Raw genomic sequence first — 19522 nt, 5'->3', positions numbered from 1 at the left:
ACCCGGGAACCAGCCACCGACCCCGTCGCGGACACCGCGCCCACCCCGCCGCCCGGTACGCTGCCCCGACGGGTACGGCAGGCCAGCATCGCGCCGCAGCTCAAAGAGAGTCAGTCGCGCGAACCCGTGACCGAACTGGCCCCGGACGACCGCGATCCCGACGAGGTGCGCAGCAGGATGGCCTCGCTGCAGCGCGGTTGGCAGCGCGGACGCCAGGACAACGCCGCAGCAGAAGCGCCCGTGACACAAGAAGCCTCAGAGACACCAGAAACACCAGAAGCACCAGACCCACCCGTGACATCAGCAGCACCAGAAGAAGCGGCAACACCCGAAGCATCAGCACCAGACCGCACCACACCGGAGGGGGACGGTCGATGACCGCACCGAACACCGCCGCACAGAGCACCGAACGCCGGGGCTCCGGCGAACTGAACTGGCTGCTCGACGACCTCGTCACGCGGGTCGCGAGCATCCGCAAGGCGCTGGTGCTGTCCGGCGACGGCCTGCCCACCGGCGTCTCGAAGGACCTGACCCGCGAGGACAGCGAGCATCTGGCCGCCGTCGCCTCCGGTTTCCACAGCCTCGCCAAGGGGGTCGGCCGGCACTTCGAGGCGGGCCGCGTTCGCCAGACCGTGGTCGAGCTGGACGACGCCTTCCTGTTCGTCACGGCCGCGGGCGACGGCAGCTGCCTGGCCGTCCTGTCGGACTCGGACTCCGACGTCGGCCAGGTCGCGTACGAGATGACGCTCCTCGTCAAGCGGGTGGGCGCACATCTGGGTGCCGCGCCGCGCACCGATCTGCCCGCGGGTGGGTAGTGGGATGGTATGAGTGACGACGGGTACGGGGCGCCCCACTGGTTCGACGACGACGCGGGACCGGTGGTGCGTCCGTATGCCATGACACGCGGCCGCACCACCAGCGCGGCCCAGCACCGCCTCGACCTGATCGCGGTGGTCGTCACGGAGCCGCACGCGGACGACGCGGGGGCGGACCAGACCCTGGCGCCCGAGCACATGGATATCGTCGAACTCTGCCGCACAGCACCGCAGTCCGTCGCGGAACTCGCCTCCGAGCTGGACCTGCCCATCGGTGTCGTCCGGGTCCTGATCGGCGACCTGGTGGCCGACGAACTGGTCCACGTGACCCGCCCCGTCCCCCCGGCCCAGCTGCCCGACGAGAGTATTCTGCGCGAAGTGATCGACGGTCTGCGTGCGCTCTGACACCGTGTGACATCCGCTGGCACCACCTGTCGGCGCACGCCCTGAGCAGGGGAGCTCCGTGACTGGCTGGCAGTTCTGGATCGACCGTGGCGGAACGTTCACCGATGTCGTCGCGCGCCGCCCCGACGGCAGCCTCGTCACCCACAAGCTCCTCTCGGAGAATCCCGCCCGCTACCGGGACTCGGCTGTCGCCGGGATCCGCGCCCTGCTCGACGTCCCCCTGGACGAGGCCCGGATCGACTCCGTCCGGATGGGCACCACGGTGGCCACCAACGCCCTGTTGGAACGCAAGGGCGAGCGCACCGCCCTCGTCATCACCCGCGGCTTCCGCGACGCCCTGCGTATCGCCTACCAGAACCGCCCGCAGATCTTCGCCCGCGAGATCGTGCTGCCCGAACTCCTCTACGAGCGCGTCATCGAGGTCGACGAGCGCCTCGCCGCCGACGGCACGGTGCTCACCCCACCCGACCTCGACGCACTCGCCGGGCACCTGGGACAGGTGTACGAGGACGGGATTTGCGCCCTCGCGGTCGTCTGTATGCACAGCCATCTGCACCCGGAGCACGAGCAGGCCATCGGCAAGCTCGCGGCCCGTACCGGCTTCACGCAGATCTCCCTCTCCAGCGAGGTCAGCCCCCTGATGAAGCTGGTGCCGCGCGGGGACACGGCGGTCGTCGACGCCTATCTCTCGCCGGTGCTGCGCCGTTACGTCCAGCAGGTCGCCGACCAGCTCCAGGGCGTACGGCTGATGTTCATGCAGTCCAACGGCGGCCTGGCCGAGGCGGGCCAGTTCCGCGGCAAGGACGCGATCCTGTCCGGACCCGCCGGCGGCATCGTCGGCATGGCCAGGATGTCGCAGCTCGCCGGGTTCGACCAGGTCATCGGGTTCGACATGGGCGGCACCTCCACCGACGTCTCGCACTTCGCCGGGGCGTACGAACGGGTCTTCACCACCCAGATCGCCGGAGTCCGGCTGCGCGCCCCGATGTTGGACATCCACACGGTCGCGGCGGGCGGCGGCTCGGTCCTGCACTTCGACGGCAGCCGGTACCGGGTCGGCCCCGACTCGGCCGGAGCCGACCCGGGACCCGCCTGCTACCGCGGCGGCGGCCCGCTGACCGTCACCGACGCCAACGTGATGCTCGGCCGCATCCAGGCGGCCCACTTCCCCCGGGTCTTCGGCCCCGGCGGCGACCAGCCGCTCGACGAGGCGCTGGTACGCGACCGGTTCACGGCCCTAGCCGACCGGATCAGGGAGCACACCGGCGACGACCGCACCGCCGAGCAGGTCGCCGAGGGCTATCTGCAGATCGCCGTCGCCAACATCGCCAACGCGATCAAGAGGATCTCGGTCCAGAAGGGCCACGACGTCACCCGGTACGCGCTCACCACCTTCGGCGGCGCGGGCGGCCAGCACGCCTGCGCGGTGGCCGACTCGCTCGGCATCCGCACGGTCCTGGTGCCTCCCATGGCCGGGGTGCTCTCCGCCCTGGGCATCGGCCTCGCCGACACGACCGCCATGCGCGAGCAGTCCGTCGAGGCGCCCCTGGAACCCGACTCGATGCCCCGCGTCCTGCACACCGCGGAGGACCTGGAGGCCGCGGCCCGCGCCGAACTCCTCGCCGAGGACGTCCCCGCCTACCGCATCCGGGTCGCCCGCCGCGCCCAACTGCGCTACGACGGCACCGACACCACCCTCACGGTGGACCTCACCGAACCGAAGGACATGGCCGAGGCCTTCGAGCAACGGCACCGCGCCACCTACTCCTTCACCCTGGACCGCCCGATCGTCGTCGAGGCGCTCTCGGTGGAGGCCACCGGGCTCACCGACCCACCCGACCTCTCGGGCCTGGCCGAGGCACGCGCGCGTAACGGCGAATCCGCCACCCAGCCCGACACCGTCAGCCTGCACACCTCCGGCGCCCGCCGCGACGTACCGCTGTACGACCGCGAGCAACTGGCCCCCGGCGAGCGGGTGACCGGGCCCGCGATCGTGGCCGAGGCCAACTCCACCACCGTCGTGGAGGACGGCTGGCAGGCGGCCGTGAACGACGACGGCCATCTGGTGATGGAGCGGGTGACCGAGCCTGAGGGCCTGAGCGCGGACACCGCCGCCGATCCCGTTCTCCTGGAGGTCTTCAACAACCTCTTCATGTCGATCGCCGAACAGATGGGCGCCCGCCTGGAGTCCACCGCCCAGTCCGTGAACATCAAGGAGCGGCTCGACTTCTCCTGCGCGCTCTTCGACCCGTACGGCAACCTCGTCGCCAACGCCCCGCACATCCCTGTACACCTGGGCTCGATGGGAACCGCGGTCAAGGAGGTCATCCGGCGCCGCGGCGACTCCATGCGCCCCGGCGACGCGTACGCCGTGAACGACCCGTACCACGGCGGCACCCACCTGCCCGACGTCACCGTCATCACGCCCGTGTTCGGCGCGGAGAGCGAGGAGATCCTCTTCTACGTCGCATCCCGCGGCCACCACGCGGAGATCGGCGGTATCGCGCCGGGCTCCATGCCGGCCAACAGCCGCACGATCGAGGAGGAGGGCATCCTCTTCGACAACTGGCTGCTGGCCAAGGACGGCCGCTTCCGCGACGCGGAGACCCGCGGCCTGCTCACCGACGCACCGCACCCGTCGCGCAACCCCGACACCAACCTCGCTGACCTGCGCGCACAGATCGCGGCCAACGCCAAGGGCGTCGAGGAGGTCGGCAAGATGATCGACCACTTCGGCCTCGACGTCGTCCAGGCCTATATGCGCCACGTCCAGGACAACGCCGAGGACGCCGTACGCCGCGTCATCGACACCCTCGACGACGGCGAGTACGCCTACGAGACGGACCTCGGCGCCACCATCCGCGTCCGGGTCACCGTCGACCGGGCCGAGCGCAGCGCCACCGTCGACTTCACCGGCACCTCCGCACAGCTGCCGGGCAACTTCAACGCCCCGTACGCCGTCGTGAACGCCGCCGTGCTGTACGTCTTCCGCACCCTGGTCGCCGACGACATCCCGCTGAACGACGGCTGCCTGCGCCCGCTGCGCATCATCGTCCCCGAGGGCTCGATGTTGTCCCCGCGGCCGGCCGCCGCCGTGGTCGCCGGGAACGTGGAGACCTCACAGGCCCTCACCGGGACGCTGTACGCGGCACTCGGCGTCCAGGCCGAGGGCTCCGGAACCATGAACAACGTCACCTTCGGCAACGACCGCTTCCAGTACTACGAGACGGTCGGGTCCGGCTCCGGGGCGGGCGACGGCTTCGCCGGGGCGCCCGTCGTCCAGACCCATATGACCAACTCCCGGCTCACCGACCCGGAAGTTCTGGAGTGGCGCCTTCCGGTACTGCTGGAGGAGTTCGCCGTACGCGAGGGCAGCGGGGGAGCGGGCCGCTGGCGCGGCGGCGACGGAGCCGTACGCCGCCTGCGGTTCCGCGAACCGATGACGGTGTCCACGCTGTCCGGACACCGCAGGGTCCCGCCCTACGGCATGGCGGGCGGGTCACCGGGCGCGCTCGGCGCTAGCCGCGTGGAGCGCGTGGACGGTACCGCGGAGGAACTGAAGGGCAGCGACTCGGCACAGCTGGCGACCGGCGACGTCCTGGTGGTGGAGACACCGGGCGGCGGCGGATACGGCGTGGCGCCGGAGAGCGATCCGGCCAGATGCCGCACCCCGAGTGAAGCGCTCCCCACGCGCCGCTAGAGTCTGCGGGGGAACTGCCGTACGTCACCAGGTAGTTCCGGACCGTCGGTGCAGTAGGAGTGGAAGTCAATGATCCTCGGGCGCTCTGGACGCCGTAAGCCCCCCGTCGAGCCGGTCACGCTCAAGATCCTGGTGGCCGGCGGCTTCGGGGTCGGCAAGACCACGCTGGTCGGCGCGGTCAGCGAGATCAAACCACTGCGCACCGAGGAACTCCTCACCGAGGCGGGCCGCCCGGTCGACGACACCCACGGGGTCGAGGCCAAGAACACCACCACGGTCGCCATGGACTTCGGACGCATCACGCTCCGCGAGGACCTGGTGCTCTACGTCTTCGGCACCCCCGGCCAGGACCGCTTCTGGTTCCTGTGGGACGAGCTCGCCCAGGGCGCGCTCGGCGCGGTGGTGCTCGCCGACACCCGCCGCCTGGAGGACTGCTTCGCCGCCGTCGACTACTTCGAACGGCGCGGCATCCCCTTCACGATCGGGGTCAACTGCTTCGAGGGCGCCGCACGCTACCCGGTGGAGACCGTGCGCCAGGCCCTCGACCTGGACGACGAGGTCCCCGTGGTCCTGTGCGACGCACGCGAGCGCGAGTCGGTCAAGGAGGTCCTGATCACCGTCGTGGAACACGCCATGGCCCGCGCCGCCCAGGCCCGCCAGCCGGCGACGACCTGATCCCCACTCCGGTTCGGGTGAACGGCCCGTACCCCCGCCGACCGGGGTACGGGCCGCAGCCGCGGTGCGAGGGTCAGCCCTCGCCGTCCTCGTGCCAGCCGAAGCTCCGCTCGACCGCCTTGTGCCAGTTGTGGTACTCGCGCTCCCGGACCTCGTCCGCCATCCGCGGAGTCCACTCGGCGTCCCGCTGCCAGTGCGCCTTGAGCTCGTCGAGGTCGCTCCACACCCCGGTCGCCAGCCCGGCCGCGTACGCCGCGCCCAGACAGGTCGTCTCGGAGACCTTCGGCCGCACCACCGGCACACCGAGCACATCCGCCTGGTGCTGCATCAGCAGATTGTTCTTGGTCATGCCGCCGTCCACCTTGAGGGTGGTGATCTGCACACCGGAGTCCTGGTACATCGCGTCCACGACCTCACGCGTCTGCCAGCTGGTCGCCTCCAGTACGGCACGGGCGAGATGCGCCTTGGTGACGAACCCCGTCAGACCGGTGATCACCCCGCGCGCGTCGGAGCGCCAGTACGGTGCGAACAGCCCCGAGAACGCGGGCACGATGTACGCCCCGCCGTTGTCCTCGACACTGGCCGCGAGCGGCTCGATCTCGTCCGCGGTGCGGATGATGCCCAGCTGGTCGCGGAACCACTGCACCAGTGCCCCGGTGATCGCGATGGACCCCTCCAGGCAGTACACCGGCGCCTCGCCGCCGATCTGGTAGCCCATGGTGGTGAGCAGCCCGTTCTTCGACACCACCGGCCGGCTACCGGTGTTGAGCAGCAGGAAGCTGCCGGTGCCGTACGTGTTCTTGGCCGTACCGGTGTCGTAGCAGGCCTGCCCGAACACGGCGGCCTGCTGGTCACCGAGCGCCGAGGCGACCGGCACTCCCTGGAGCTGGCCGACGGCCGTCCCGTACACCTCGGCCGACGACCGGATCTCCGGCAGGATCGCCTCCGGAACGTTCATCGCCGACAGGATCGAGGAGTCCCACTGCAGCGTCTGGAGGTTCATCAGCATGGTGCGCCCGGCGTTGGTCACGTCCGTGACGTGCACACCGCCCTGGGTGCCGCCGGTGAGGTTCCAGATCAGCCAGGAGTCGATGGTGCCGAAGGCTATCTCGCCACGCTCCGCACGGGCCCTCAGGCCCGGCACGTTGTCCAGCAGCCAGGCCGCCTTGGGCCCGGAGAAGTAGCTGGCCAGCGGCAGTCCGGTCTGTTCGCGGAAGCGGTCCTGGCCGTCCGTGCCGCCCAGTTCATGGCAGAGCGCGGAGGTACGGGTGTCCTGCCAGACGATCGCGTTGTGCACCGGCTTGCCGGTGGCGCGGTCCCACAGCACGGTGGTCTCGCGCTGGTTGGTGATACCCAGCGCGCTGAGCTGGTCGGGACGGAGCCCGGCCTTGGCGATCGCACCCGCCACGACCGCCTGGACCTTGGACCAGATCTCGGTGGCGTCGTGCTCCACCCAGCCCGGCTTGGGGAAGATCTGGCGGTGCTCGCGCTGGTCGACGGCGACGATGGCGCCGTCCTGGTTGAAGATGATGCAGCGGCTTGACGTAGTGCCCTGGTCGATTGCGGCGACGAACTTGTCTGTCATGGGTACCCCTTCTTCGGAAGGCGTCAGAAGGCTGCGATGTAGATCAGTGCCCCGAGCGCGCCGCCGATCAGCGGACCGGCCACGGGAATCCACGCGTAGCGCCAGTCGGACGTCCCCTTGAACGGAATCGGGAGCAGCGCGTGGGCGATCCGGGGCCCGAGGTCACGGGCCGGGTTGATGGCGTATCCGGTCGGCCCGCCGAGCGAGAGGCCGATCCCGACGACGAGCAGGGCGATCAGCAGGACGGGCAGACCCGCGTCCCCGATGCCCGCGACATGCTTGTCTCCGCCGACGAGCGCCAGAATGGGCAGCACGAGACCGACCGTGGCGATGATCTCCGTGATGAGGTTCTGGACCGGGTTGTTGATCTCGGGCCGGGTCGAGAAGATCCCCAGCGTCTCCATCCGGAGCTTCTCGTCGCGGTTGAGCTCGAACTGCCCGTAGTAGACCAGCCAGGCCAGCACGGCGCCGAGGAAGGCACCGACCAGCTGCCCGCCCACGTAGATGGGCACCTTGGACCACTCGGTGGTCCCCTCGATGGCGAAGCCCAGGGTGACGGCCGGGTTGATGTGTCCACCGGACAGCGGCGCCGAGGTGTAGGCACCGGCGAGCACAGCGAAGCCCCAGCCGAACGCGATGACGATCCAGCCGGAGTCCTTCGACTTGGATCTGTTGAGCAGTACGCCGGCCACCACACCGGCGCCGAACAGAATCAGGATCGCGGTGCCGATGACTTCGCCGACGAAAATGTCTCCGTTACTCATGGCGGCTCCTAGGCCCTCGGCCGGGGCGTGGCTCCCCGGTCCTCCGTGCGGGATGCGCTCCCGTACCTACATCACCGGAGGCAGGGGAGAACCGCGCCCCGCCCGGCGTCCGTGACGAGCGTGCCGTCGCAGCCGAATCGCCCGTGGGGATGACCCTTTACGCAGGCGGGGACCCTGAGCGGCGTACTTCCGCATGGTGCCTAGGTGCGGCGATGCCGACTGACACCCGGAAGTGTTCACCGGCACTGATGGAGCGTCAAGGTCGCGGACCGAGGTGGTTGACCAACGGCTCCGTGGCCAACCTCCCCGCAACCCGCGCCCCACTCAGAACCGGTGTCTCGCCCGACCAACATCCTCTCTAGTCAACGTCCCGCCCTCCCGTACCGCAACCGGCGCCCGCGGGCGCGCCGCCCGTGCCGCGCCTGATCCGGTGCCCTGGCACCCCGGCCCGGCCCAGCACCCAGCTCATGCCGCGCAGCGACTTCGCGGCCCGCTTCAGCGGCGCCAGACACGCGGCGGCCTGCTGGTGGTCGTGGACGCCGCCGGGCGGGCAGTCCACGGTCGCCAGCGACAGCGTGACCGGCCGTCCGCCCGCCGACCAGGGCAGATCGAGCACCGCCGCGGCGAGCGCGTCCAGCGCGCCCGGCTCCGCCAGCACCAGGAAGTCGTCGCCGCCGATGTGCCCGACCCGCGTCGACCCGGACGCGGCCCACTGCAGCGCGCCGCCCACGCTGCGGATCAGCTCGTCGCCCGCGGCGAAGCCCGCACCATCGTTGACCTGCTTGAAGTCGTCGACGTCCAGCCAGCTGAGCGCGAAGTGCCGCCCCTGGCCGATCCACCGGTCCACCTCGCGGGTGACCGCATCCGAGCCGGGCAGCCGGGTCAGCGGGTTCAGCCCGGCCGCCTCCTCGACGCGGCTCTCCGACAGCGCCCGTACGACATCGGCGAGCCGCACCACGCCCACACACCGCCCGTCGGGGTCCAGTACGGCGACATCGTCACCGCTGCGGCGGGGCGCGCCGTCCGCCACCACGTCGAGCACCTCCCAGGCGGTGGCGTCGGCGCCTACGGTGCGCGGCGCGTCGGCGAGCCTGACCGCGGGCCGGTCGGCGTACAGCGCGTGCCCGTAGCGGCCCGACAGGGGCAGCAGGAAGCGGTCCCGGTCCACCGCGCGCACCGGTCTGCCGCCCGCGTCCACCAGGATCACCCCCGACACCTCGGGGGAGCCGATGAGCAGCTCCCGCACCTGTCCGGCCGAAGCGGACACGGGCAGCAGCACGGCGGGCCGTACGAACTGCCGTACGGGCGGGCCCGACCGTACGGCGGCCGCCTGCCCGGGCGCCTGGGCCGGAACGTACACATCCGCGACGGGCCGCCGGGTGGGCGGCGCGAACAGCTCCCCCTGCGCCAGCTGCGCACCGGCCGCCCGCGCCACCGCGCACTGCCGCTCGGTCTCCACGCCCTCCACGGCGAGCAGCGCACCGGAGTGCTCGCACCACGTCCGCATCGCCCGTACGGCCGCCTCCCTGGCCAGCAGCGAGGCATCCAGCTTGACCAGCTCAGGCGCCAGGTCGACCAGCAGCCGCAGCGGCAGATCACCGTCCCCGACCCCGTCCGCACAGATCCGGAACCCGTCGCGCCGCAGCACGTCGACCGCCTCCAGCAGGGCCGCGTGGGGTACGTGGGTGAACGGCGGCCCGAGATCGACGGTGATCTCCCACGGCAGCCGGCCCACCTCGCGGACGGCGTCCCGCAGCACGGCGAGCCCGCCGAGGTCGGCGACCGTCGCGGCGAAGACGTTGACATGCAGCGGCAGCAGCGTCTCCTGGCGCGCCGCGGCACGCACCGCGAACGCGGCGAGCCTGCCGTCGAGCTCGGGGTCGCGGCGTGCCTCGGCGACGATGTCCCCCGCCTCCGGGCGGGCGAGTATCTCCAGCGCGGCCACGGCTGAGGTCGTCAGGTTGACGACAGGCTGGAAGGCGAAGCGCAGAGAGTCGGTCCTGGGGGCCACGGCAGCATGATGGCGCCTCCGCACAGGCGACCAGCGCCCAGTTCATGAGCTGTTCACGCATGCTTCTCGACTGGTCACGCTGCGTACCACCGGATGGCGGAACGGCTGAGCCTGTCTTTTGAACCCCCGCCTGCGCCCCGACGCCCGGCACGCACTCTCGCCGCACGCTCTCAGCGTACGACGATCACCGCCGACCCGTGCCCGAACAACCCCTGGTTCGCGGTGATGCCCACCCGCGCACCAGGCACCTGCCGCTGTCCCGCCGCGCCCCGCAACTGCCAGGTCAACTCGCAGACCTGGGCGATCGCCTGGGCCGGAACGGCCTCCCCGAAGGAGGCCAGCCCACCGCTGGTGTTCACCGGGATACGCCCGCCCGGCGATGTCGCCCCCTCGCGCAGCAGCTTGGCGCCCTCGCCCTCGGCGCACAGCCCCAGCTCCTCGTACCACTGGAGCTCCAGCGACGTCGACAGGTCGTACACCTCCGCGAGCGACAGGTCGTCGGGCCCGATCCCCGCCTCCTCGTAGGCGGCCCGCGCGATCGAGGCGCGGAAGGTCTCGGGCGGCGGCGGCACCGCGGCCGCCGAGTCCGTAGCGATGTCCGGGAGATCCAGCACGGTCTGCGGATACCGCGGCGTGACGGTGGAGACCGCCCGGACCCTGACCGGCTCCGTGACCCCGTGCCGACGCGCGAAGTCCATGCTGGAGAGCACCAGGGCCGCGGCGCCGTCCGAGGTGGCACAGATGTCGAGCAGCCGCAGCGGATCGGCGACGACGGCGGACGCGGAAACCTCGTCGGCGCCGACCTTCTTGCGGTAGCGGGCGTTCGGGTTGAGCGCTCCGCAGGCCGAGTTCTTGACCTTGACCTGGGCGAAATCGTCGAGCGTGTCGCCGTGCAGGGCCATCCGACGGCGTGCGTAGAGCCCGAAGTACGCGGGGTTGGTCGCCCCGAGTACCCGGTAGCGCAGCCAGTCCGGGTCATCGGGCCGGTCACCGCCCGCGGGCCGGAAGAACCCCTTGGGCGCCGCGTCCGCGCCCACCACGAGCACGACATCCGCGAGCCCCGAGAGGATCTGCGCCCGGGCCGCGCTGACCGCCTGCGCCCCGGAGGCACACGCCGCGTACACGCTGGTCACCCGCGCGCCCTGCCACCCGAGCGCCTTGGCGAAGGTCGCCCCGGCGACGTACCCCGGATAGCCGCCACGCACGGTGTCGGCCCCGACGACGGCCTGGACGTCCCGCCAGTCCACCCCCGCGTCGGCGAGCGCGGCACGCGCCGCCACGACGCCGTACTCGACGAAACTCCGCCCCCACTTACCCCACGGATGCATCCCCGCACCCAGTACGGCGACATCCCGCGTCAGCCCGCTCATGACGCGCCGCCCACCGGCCGGAAGTGCCACGTCACCCAGGTCGTCTCCGCATCCTCGTCGAGCACCCCGGGCACGACCTCGACCTCCATGCCGACCGCCAGCTCCGCGGGCGTCACCCCAGGCGCCGCCTGCCCGAGCACCACCGTCCGCTCGGCCGCCAGCTCCACGGCGACCAGCGTGTACGGCTCCCACTCCCGCTCGGGGTCGGAGACATAGGGCGCGGGCGGCCGGTAGCGCCCGTCGGTGTACGACCAGACCCGCCCCCGCCGCGACAACGGCACCTCTACGAGCTCGGTGCCCGCGCAGTCGGGGTTGCGGCAGAACGCGTCCTCACGAGGAAAGAAGACGGACCCGCACCCCGCACACCGCGTCCCCAGCAGCCGAAAGCCGACCCCCTCGCCGGTGAACCAATCGGCCACCACAGGTGTCCGCGTACGCGACATGGCCCCTCCCCGACATCGAATCTGACGGAACGTCAGAAGTGTGCCACGGTGTCGTCGATCCCGCGAGATCCCTCAACTATCGTTCTGGGAGAGTCACTTGACTGAACCCGGTACGGCCCGCGTGCGTCAGCCCAGACACGGGGGAGGCCGGATCCACGGGGGTGGTGCGGCCTCCTCGCCACCACTCGACCGTGCATGTCGTCACCACTGAACCGTGCATGGAAACCAGCACGCCCTGGTACAAGAGCAAGGTATGAGAAGACTCCCCGCCACACTGCGCGCCCTGGTCGTCGCCGCCTCCGCCCTGCTCACCCTCACCGCGACCGCGACCGCCGCGCCGGCGCAGGCGACCGCCCCCGCACCCGAACCCAAGGCGCCCGAGGAGTTCGTGGCTCTGCGGTCCGTGGACCGGACCATCATCCAGGAGATGCGCTACTTCACCCCGCACAACTTCGTCGGGGAACGCATCGACGGCTACCGCCAGCCCCTGTGCATCCTGACCCGCCAGTCGGCCGAGGCCCTGCGCCTGGCGCAGCGCGAACTGCTGCGCCAGGGCTACTCGCTGAAGGTGTACGACTGCTACCGGCCGCAGCGCGCCGTCAACCACTTCGTCCGCTGGGCCAAGGACCTCGACGACGAGCGCATGAAGCAGGAGTTCTATCCACAAGTCGACAAGTCACGCCTCTTCGAGGACGGTTACATCGCGGAGAAGTCCGGCCACAGTCGCGGCTCCACCGTCGACCTCACCCTCGTGAAGCTCCCTGCCAAGCCCACCCGCCCCTACCGTCCAGGCGAACCCCTCGTACCGTGCTACGCACCCCAGGACGAGCGCTTCCCGGACAACGCCGTGGACACCGGCACCGGCTTCGACTGCTTCGACACCTTGTCGCACACGGACGACCCGCGCATCACCGCCGAGCAGCGCGCCAACCGCGACCTGCTGAAGGACACACTGGCCGACGTCGGATTCCACAACCTCCCCGAGGAGTGGTGGCACTTCACCCACCAGGGCGAGCCGTTCCCCGACACCTACTTCGACTTCCCCGTCGCGTACCGCTCGCTCACGTGAACCAGTCGCGTACCCCTGGCTCACATGAACTACGCGGGCACGCGCTCCTCGGCAAGAGCCCGGTCCAGCCCCTCCAAGCGCTTGATCATGCGCCGTACGGCCAGCAGCGGAATCACCCCGAACACCCCGAACGACATGTCGATCACCATCCACCAGAAGGGAATCCCCCGGATCGGTCCGCAGATGAGTGCGAGCGGGATGATTCCGGCACAGGCGATCATGCCGAACTCGATGACCCAGATGTTGCGTACGGGATCGCGGTACGGCCCGTAGAAGGCGACAGCGATGACGAGATGAGCGAAGGCCAGCCAGTCGGTGCCGTACAGCATGAAGGGGTACTGCGACTCGGTGGCGTCGAGGCCGTTGCGAACACGCTCGATCCACTCCAGGAGCCCCGGGAAGGCATCGGCGACAGGCGCCGCCCAGGACGTCAGCGCGTCATGGGCCCACCGCAACTCGGTGACCAGAGGGAACGCCGTCAGCCCGCTCAGCACCAGGCCGACGATAAAGATGACCAGCCACACACGTATGCGCCGCAGTAGCGCTCTTCGCTCGCTCATGCCCGCAGCGTATGCCTGGGTTTACCGTCGCTTTACGGGGCCCCCGAAGGCCCCGTGAGCGACGCCGTGCGCGATGATGGCAGGGACTGTGACCACGGCAGTGGGCCCCGTGATCGGATACAGTCCCCGGATGCCCGAACCGACGCGCGACACCGCCAAGACCCCGAAGGACTCGCACTGTTCGAGCTGCGGCGCACCCTACGGCACCGTCTCCGGCTGGCCCCGCACCTGCGCCGCCTGCGGTGACGTGACCTACCGCAACCCCCTGCCGGTCGCCGTCGCGCTGCTGCCCGTACGCGACCACCACGGCACCGGTCTTGCCGTCATCACCCGTACGATCGCCCCGGCCCGCGGCACGGTGGCCCTGCCCGGCGGCTTCGTCGACCACCGCGAGGACTGGCGCCGCGCCGTGGTCCGCGAACTGGCGGAGGAGACCGGCATCGAGGCGGCGGCCGACGACGTGCAGCTCGCCGACGCGCTCAGCTCGCCCGACGGCCACCTGCTGATCTTCGGGCTGCTCCCCGAACGGCCGATCGAGGAACTGCCCGCCTCCGTCCCCACCAAGGAGACCGACGGCTGGCATGTGCTCCACGAGCCGGAGGTGCTGGGCTTCCCGCTGCACACGCTCGCGGTACGCGCCTGGTTCGAGGGGCGCTACGGACGCGCGGCCCGGTGATCCGCGTACGGCCAACCACCTGAGCCGCCCACCTGAGCCGCAGCCCCCTACAACCCGCGCACCCGCACCACCCCTTCGACCTTCACCGGGCCAGCCTCGTCCTCTCGCTCGACCACCACCCGCCCCCGCTCCCACCGCGTGCTGTACCGCTCGATCTCGGGCCGCTCCCAGCCGTCCCCGGCATCACGCACCACCAGCCCGCCACCAGTACGCCCCCGTNGAGCTGCGCCCGCGGATCGGGTTCGGGCTCCCCGTCCACCAGCGCGTACGAGGGCTCGGGCCCCGCACCGTCCCAGCCCCAGAAGACCGCCCCGCCCCCCGTGACCGACACCCGCAGCTCAGAGCGCGCGAAACGCACCACACCGCCCCCGGGCCGCGGCTCGACACTGGTCACCGCCCCGGGAACCCGCGCACGCTCCGCACCCCTCGACGCCAGCGCGGCCGCGTCCGTACGCCGCCTGCGCCACGCAGACCGCACAGCCCGCAGTCCCTGCCCCGCGCCCACCAAGCTGACCGCCTTCACCGAACGCACCAGGTCACGACCGTCCATAGGCCTCACCCTGCCACCACGCGTGCGTGCCGCGCAGTCCGTTCAGCTCCCGTTCACCCGCACCGACCGGACCTCTCGGGCGACACACTCTGGTGTACGAGTCGATCACATGGCATCGTCCTGGTCAGCCGTGTCACGCGCACACCCCGCACGTGCGCGTGCCCGAACGCACACACCGCGTACAGCTTGGAGCCGCCCCGTGTCCACCGCCGCACCGCAGCCGCACCCCCTCTGGCAGCCCGACCGGGCGCGCATCGACGGGGCCGCGATCACCCGCTTCCAGACCTGGGCGGCCGAGCGGTACGGCGCGCCCGCCGCAGGCGGCTACGCGGCCCTGCACCGCTGGTCCGTCGACGAACTCGAAACCTTCTGGCAGGCCATCGCCGACTGGTTCGACGTCCGCTTCTCCACCCCGTACGAGCGCGTCCTGGCCGACCGCTCCATGCCGGGCGCCCAGTGGTTCCCCGGCGCCACCCTCAACTACGCCGAACACGCCCTGCGCGCCGCCGCCGACCGCCCCGACGCCCCAGCGCTGCTGTACGCGGACGAGGCCCAGGCCCCGCAGGCCGTCACCTGGTCCGAACTGCGCCGCCAGGTCGGCTCCCTCGCCGCCGAGCTGCGCGCGCTCGGCGTACGCCCCGGAGACCGCGTCAGCGGCTACCTCCCCAACATCCCGCAGGCCGTCACCGCCTTCCTCGCCACCGCCGCCGTCGGCGCCGTCTGGACCTCCTGCGCCCCCGACTTCGGCGCCCGCAGCGTCCTGGACCGCTTCCAGCAGGTGGAACCCGTCGTCCTGTTCACGGTCGACGGCTACCGCTACGGCGGCAAGGAGCACGACCGCCGCGACACCGTCGCCGAACTGCGCCGCGAACTGCCCACCCTGCGCGCCGTGGTGCACATCCCCCTCCTCGGCACCGAGGCCCCGGAAGGCGCCCTCGACTGGTCGGCCCTCACCTCGGCAGACAGCACCCCCGTCTTCGAGGACCTCCCGTTCGACCACCCCCTGTGGGTGCTCTACTCCTCCGGTACGACCGGCCTGCCCAAGGCGATCGTCCAGTCCCAGGGCGGCATCCTCCTGGAGCACTTCAAGCAGATCGGCCTGCACTGCGACCTCGGCCCCGACGACCGCTTCTTCTGGTACACCTCCACCGGCTGGATGATGTGGAACTTCCTCGTCTCCGGCCTGCTCACCGGCACCACGGGCGTCCTGTACGACGGCAGCCCCGGCTACCCGGACACCGACGCCCAGTGGCGCATCGCGGAACTCACCGGCGCCACCCTCTTCGGCACATCGGCGGCCTACGTCATGGCCTGCCGCAAGGCCGGCGTCCGCCCCGCCCACGACCACGACCTGTCCCGCATCCAGTGCGTGGCCACCACCGGCTCCCCGCTCCCGCCCGACGGCTTCCGCTGGCTCCACGACGCGTTCGCCGACCGCACGGACCCCCTGTGGATCGCGTCCGTCAGCGGCGGCACCGACGTCTGCTCCTGCTTCGCGGGAGCGGTCCCCACCCTCCCGGTCCACATCGGCGAGCTTCAGGCACCCTGCCTCGGCACGGACCTCCAGGCGTGGGACCCCCAGGGCAAGCCGCTCATCGACGAGGTCGGCGAACTGGTCGTCACCAACCCCATGCCGTCCATGCCGATCCGTTTCTGGAACGACCCCGACGGCACCCGCTACCACGACAGCTACTTCGACACCTACCCCGGCGTCTGGCGCCACGGCGACTGGATCACCCTCACCTCCCGCGGCTCCGTCGTCATCCACGGCCGCTCCGACTCCACCCTCAACCGCCAGGGCGTCCGCATGGGCTCCGCCGACATCTACGAAGCCGTCGAGCGACTCCCCGAGATCCGCGAATCCCTCGTCATCGGCGTCGAAGAACCCGACGGCGGCTACTGGATGCCGCTCTTCGTCCACCTCGCACCCGGCGCCGTACTCGACGACGCCCTGCGTACGCGCATCAAGCAGACGATCCGCGAGCAGCTCTCCCCACGCCACGTCCCCGACGAGATCATCGAGGCACCCGGAGTCCCGCACACCCTCACCGGAAAGCGCATCGAAGTCCCGGTCAAGCGCCTGCTCCAGGGCACCCCACTGGAGAAGGCCGTGAACCCCGGTTCGGTCGACAACCTCGAACTGCTGCGCTTCTACGCGGACCTCGCCCGCGACCGCCGCTGACCCGCCCACCCCCTCACTGTCAGTGCTCGTGGTTACGGTGAGTGAGCACTGATCGACTGCGCTCAGGGGGAGACATGACACGCGCCAACCACAACACAAAGCACGACACCATGCGACGCACGCTGCGCCGCGAAGTCGCCGGTACCCTCGGCCTATTGGCCGACGAGGAGGACTTCGCGGCGATGCGCCGCTACCGCACCTTCACCTTCGACGACCACACGACCTATCTGCGCGAGGCAGAGAAAGTCCTCAGATCACTCGCCTCGCAGGGCCGGCACACCACCGTCGCACTCTTCGACCCGGTGGAATACGAGGAGTTCTGCACCGACAGCGGCATCGACCCCGACACCTCCGCCGCCCGGAGCCGCTTCACCGCCCGCCTCGCCGCCGAAGGCCCCGCCATCCCCTACGACGGAAGGCCGCTGCGCGACCTGGTCCCCGACCTCATCGACGAAGCCCTCCGCCAGTCCACCCGCGAGTACGCCGAGACACTGCTCGCCGACATCGGTGCCTGCGCCGACTGCGGCGAGGACATCGGCCAGGCCGCCTTCGCCCGGGCCGTGCACCTGCTGACCCGCGTACTGGACACGGCCACCAGCGGCAGCCACCACCTCGTGTGCAGCGTCTCGCTCGACACCGACCCCCTCCTGGCAGCGCTACGCGCGGACACCACGGACACGGGCAAGGCCCTGCTCGACGAAGCCGCGACCGCGGACTTCTCCCTGCTCCTCGCGGCAGGCATCGCCACCGGCAGCCACGGCGGCATCGTCCTGCGCACCAGCAACCCCGGCCAGGCCGACCAGGTCTGCGGCTGGCGCCTCAGGAACCAGCGACTGCTCCCGCTCACCGCAGCCGAGGTGTTCGACGCCTACTGCACCGACAGCCACACCGGAGAACCCGTCCCACCCGAGTCCGGCGTCGAATACGTCAGTCCACCCGACCTGAGCCCCGACGAGGAGGAACACCCGCACTGAACGCCGTCACCACACCAAAAGGGGCGCCCCACCACACGGGTGGGACGCCCCTCGGAACCGATCAGCCCCGGATCACTCGCCGGACAGCACAGCCTGCGCGGCCGCCCGTGCCTCGTCCGCGGTGTCCGCGGCACGCGCCGCGGCAGCGGCCCGCTCGCACTGGGCGAGGGTGTACTTGGCCAGCGTGGCCCGCACATACGGAATCGACGCGGAGCCCATCGACAGCGAGGTGACCCCGAGCCCCGTCAGCACACACGCGAGCAGCGGATCGGCGGCAGCCTCACCACACACACCGCAGCTCTTGCCCTCGGCCTTGGCGGCCTCGGCCGAAGCCGCCACCAGGTCGAGCAGCGCGGGCTGCCACGGGTCCTGCAGCCGCGACACCGCACCGACCTGCCGGTCGGCGGCGAAGGTGTACTGCGCCAGGTCATTGGTGCCCAGCGACAGGAACTCGACCTCCTGCAGGATCGAACGCGCCCGCAGCGCGGCGGACGGAATCTCCACCATCGCACCGAACTTCGCCCGCAGCCCGGCCTCGCGGCACGCGTCCGCGAACGCCTTGGCGTCGGTCCGGTCGGCCACCATCGGCGCCATGACCTCGAGATACACCGGCAGGCCCTCGACAGCCTTGGCCAGCGAGGTCAGCTGTGTGCGCAGCACCTCAGGGTGGTCAAGCAGGGTGCGGAGCCCCCGCACACCCAGCGCCGGGTTCGGCTCGTCGGCCGGTGTCAGGAAGTCCAGCGGCTTGTCCGCACCGGCATCGAGGACCCGCACGACGACCCGGCCCTCGGGGAAGGCCTCAAGCACCTTCCGGTACGCCTCGACCTGCTTCTCCTCGGACGGAGCCTTGGTGCTGTCGTCCAGGAAGAGGAACTCGGTACGGAACAGGCCGACGCCCTCGGCACCCGCCTCGGCCGCCGCGGGCACATCGGCGGGACCGCCGACATTGGCCAGCAGCGGCACCTTGTGGCCGTCGGAGGTGGCACCGGGACCGGTCGACGCCGCGAGCGCGGCCTTGCGCGCCTCCGCGGCCCGGGTCAGCTCGTCCCGCTTCTCGGGGCTCGGGTCCACGAAGATGTCCCCGGTGCTGCCGTCCACGGCGATCACCGTGCCCTCGGCCAGCTCAGTCGCACCCGGCAGCGCCACCACCGCGGGCACCCCGAGCGCCCGCGCCAGAATCGCGGAGTGGCTGGTCGGCCCGCCCTCCTCGGTCACGAATCCGAGCACCAGCGTCGGATCGAGCAGCGCCGTGTCGGCCGGAGCAAGGTCCCGCGCGATCAGCACATACGGCTCGTCGCTGTCCGGCACACCGGGCATCGGCACACCCAGCAGCCGTGCCACGATCCGGTTCCGCACGTCGTCGAGGTCCGCGACGCGCCCGGCCATGTACTCACCGGCACCGGCCAGCAGTTCCCGGTAGTGCGAGAACGCGTCGTACACCCCGCGCTCCGCCGTGCTCCCGACGGCGATCCGACGGTCGACGTCGGCCATGAGCTCCGGGTCCTGGGCGATCATCGCCTGGGCCTCAAGCACATGCTGCGCCTCGCCACCGGCCAGATTGCCGCGCGCGTTGAGGTCGGCCGCCACAGCTTCGACTGCCTGCCGAGCACGCCCCTGTTCGCGCTCAGCCTCCTCCGCGGGAATCTGCTTGGCCGGCGGCTCGAGTACCGCGGTGCCCATGTGTCGAACCTCGCCGATGGCCACACCGTGGCTCACACCGACGCCTCGCAGCGTTGTCTCCAT

The 19522-nt window shown here is 71.0% G+C and carries 16 protein-coding genes and 2 pseudogenes; 9 read left to right on the top strand and 9 right to left on the bottom strand.

From position 1 onward, the window contains the following. The 5 genes and pseudogenes from U9R90_RS21395 to U9R90_RS21375 form a co-directional block, all read left to right on the top strand. Positions 1-378 (top strand): annotated as a pseudogene (locus tag U9R90_RS21395) (histidine kinase); the annotation flags it as partial. Continuing rightward, the gene (locus U9R90_RS21390) at positions 375-815 is read left to right on the top strand and encodes a roadblock/LC7 domain-containing protein (RefSeq protein WP_411058263.1); all 441 of its coding nucleotides are present in this window, start codon (positions 375-377) and stop codon (positions 813-815) included. The pseudogene U9R90_RS21395 and the gene U9R90_RS21390, both read left to right, overlap by 4 nt. Before the next feature lie 9 nt (positions 816-824). Then, positions 825-1220, top strand: a complete 396-nt coding sequence (locus tag U9R90_RS21385) for a DUF742 domain-containing protein (protein ID WP_411058262.1) — start codon at positions 825-827, stop codon at positions 1218-1220. Between the two features lie 58 nt (positions 1221-1278). Continuing rightward, positions 1279-4920 (top strand): hydantoinase B/oxoprolinase family protein, encoded by a 3642-nt coding sequence (locus U9R90_RS21380; protein ID WP_411058261.1) that lies wholly within the window; start codon positions 1279-1281, stop codon positions 4918-4920. A gap of 69 nt (positions 4921-4989) precedes the next feature. Beyond that, positions 4990-5595, top strand: coding sequence for a GTP-binding protein (locus U9R90_RS21375; protein WP_411058260.1), 606 nt, complete (start codon positions 4990-4992; stop codon positions 5593-5595). 73 nt (positions 5596-5668) lie between these two features. On the opposite strand, the gene glpK is transcribed toward U9R90_RS21375, so the two are convergent. The 5 genes from glpK to U9R90_RS21350 all read right to left on the bottom strand — a co-directional run bounded on the left by glpK (position 5669) and on the right by U9R90_RS21350 (position 11768). Then, complete coding sequence (gene glpK, locus U9R90_RS21370) at positions 5669-7180, bottom strand: glycerol kinase GlpK (protein WP_411058259.1); 1512 nt, start codon at positions 7178-7180, stop codon at positions 5669-5671. Positions 7181-7203: 23 nt separating this feature from the next. After that, complete coding sequence (locus U9R90_RS21365; RefSeq protein ID WP_411058258.1) at positions 7204-7944, bottom strand: MIP/aquaporin family protein; 741 nt, start codon at positions 7942-7944, stop codon at positions 7204-7206. 358 nt (positions 7945-8302) lie between these two features. Then, on the bottom strand, positions 8303-9955 hold the full coding sequence (locus tag U9R90_RS21360) for an EAL domain-containing protein (RefSeq protein WP_411058257.1): 1653 nt from the start codon (positions 9953-9955) through the stop codon (positions 8303-8305). A gap of 170 nt (positions 9956-10125) precedes the next feature. Next, positions 10126-11316: a lipid-transfer protein gene (locus tag U9R90_RS21355; RefSeq protein WP_411059762.1), complete on the bottom strand. Its 1191-nt coding sequence runs from the start codon at positions 11314-11316 to the stop codon at positions 10126-10128. Between the two features lie 5 nt (positions 11317-11321). Then, a complete protein-coding gene (locus U9R90_RS21350; protein ID WP_411058256.1) occupies positions 11322-11768 on the bottom strand; it encodes a Zn-ribbon domain-containing OB-fold protein in 447 nt (148 codons plus the stop codon). A 253-nt stretch (positions 11769-12021) separates the two neighbouring features. On the opposite strand from U9R90_RS21350, the gene U9R90_RS21345 reads away from it, so the two are divergent. After that, positions 12022-12837, top strand: coding sequence for a M15 family metallopeptidase (locus tag U9R90_RS21345; protein ID WP_411058255.1), 816 nt, complete (start codon positions 12022-12024; stop codon positions 12835-12837). 29 nt (positions 12838-12866) lie between these two features. Here U9R90_RS21345 and U9R90_RS21340 read toward each other — a convergent pair whose 3' ends face one another. Continuing rightward, a complete protein-coding gene (locus U9R90_RS21340; protein ID WP_411058254.1) occupies positions 12867-13397 on the bottom strand; it encodes a hypothetical protein in 531 nt (176 codons plus the stop codon). A 130-nt stretch (positions 13398-13527) separates the two neighbouring features. Here U9R90_RS21340 and U9R90_RS21335 point away from each other — a divergent pair, with 130 nt between their 5' ends. Further along, a complete protein-coding gene (locus U9R90_RS21335) occupies positions 13528-14073 on the top strand; it encodes an NUDIX domain-containing protein (protein ID WP_411058253.1) in 546 nt (181 codons plus the stop codon). A gap of 47 nt (positions 14074-14120) precedes the next feature. On the opposite strand, the gene U9R90_RS21330 is transcribed toward U9R90_RS21335, so the two are convergent. Both U9R90_RS21330 and U9R90_RS21325 read right to left on the bottom strand, forming a co-directional pair. After that, positions 14121-14267 (bottom strand): hypothetical protein, encoded by a 147-nt coding sequence (locus U9R90_RS21330; RefSeq protein ID WP_411059844.1) that lies wholly within the window; start codon positions 14265-14267, stop codon positions 14121-14123. 26 nt (positions 14268-14293) lie between these two features. Beyond that, positions 14294-14623: pseudogene (locus tag U9R90_RS21325) on the bottom strand (glycosyl hydrolase); the annotation flags it as partial. 199 nt (positions 14624-14822) lie between these two features. On the opposite strand from U9R90_RS21325, the gene U9R90_RS21320 reads away from it, so the two are divergent. Together U9R90_RS21320 and U9R90_RS21315 are read left to right on the top strand one after the other, a co-directional pair. Continuing rightward, on the top strand, positions 14823-16805 hold the full coding sequence (locus tag U9R90_RS21320; RefSeq protein WP_411058252.1) for an acetoacetate--CoA ligase: 1983 nt from the start codon (positions 14823-14825) through the stop codon (positions 16803-16805). A 74-nt stretch (positions 16806-16879) separates the two neighbouring features. Further along, positions 16880-17779 carry a hypothetical protein gene (locus tag U9R90_RS21315; RefSeq protein WP_411058251.1) on the top strand — a complete coding sequence of 300 codons (900 nt, stop codon included), beginning with the start codon at positions 16880-16882 and terminating at the stop codon, positions 17777-17779. Between the two features lie 72 nt (positions 17780-17851). Here the strand turns inward: U9R90_RS21315 and ptsP are convergent, their stop codons facing one another. Next, positions 17852-19522, bottom strand: a complete 1671-nt coding sequence (ptsP, locus tag U9R90_RS21310; RefSeq protein ID WP_411058250.1) for a phosphoenolpyruvate--protein phosphotransferase — start codon at positions 19520-19522, stop codon at positions 17852-17854.

The sequence above is a fragment of the Streptomyces sp. E11-3 genome (assembly GCF_046540415.1).
In the GTDB taxonomy this organism is placed as follows: Bacteria; Actinomycetota; Actinomycetes; order Streptomycetales; family Streptomycetaceae; genus Streptomyces.
The sequence above is the reverse complement of the archived record's forward strand: the minus strand, read 5'-3'. Positions and strand labels throughout refer to the sequence as shown.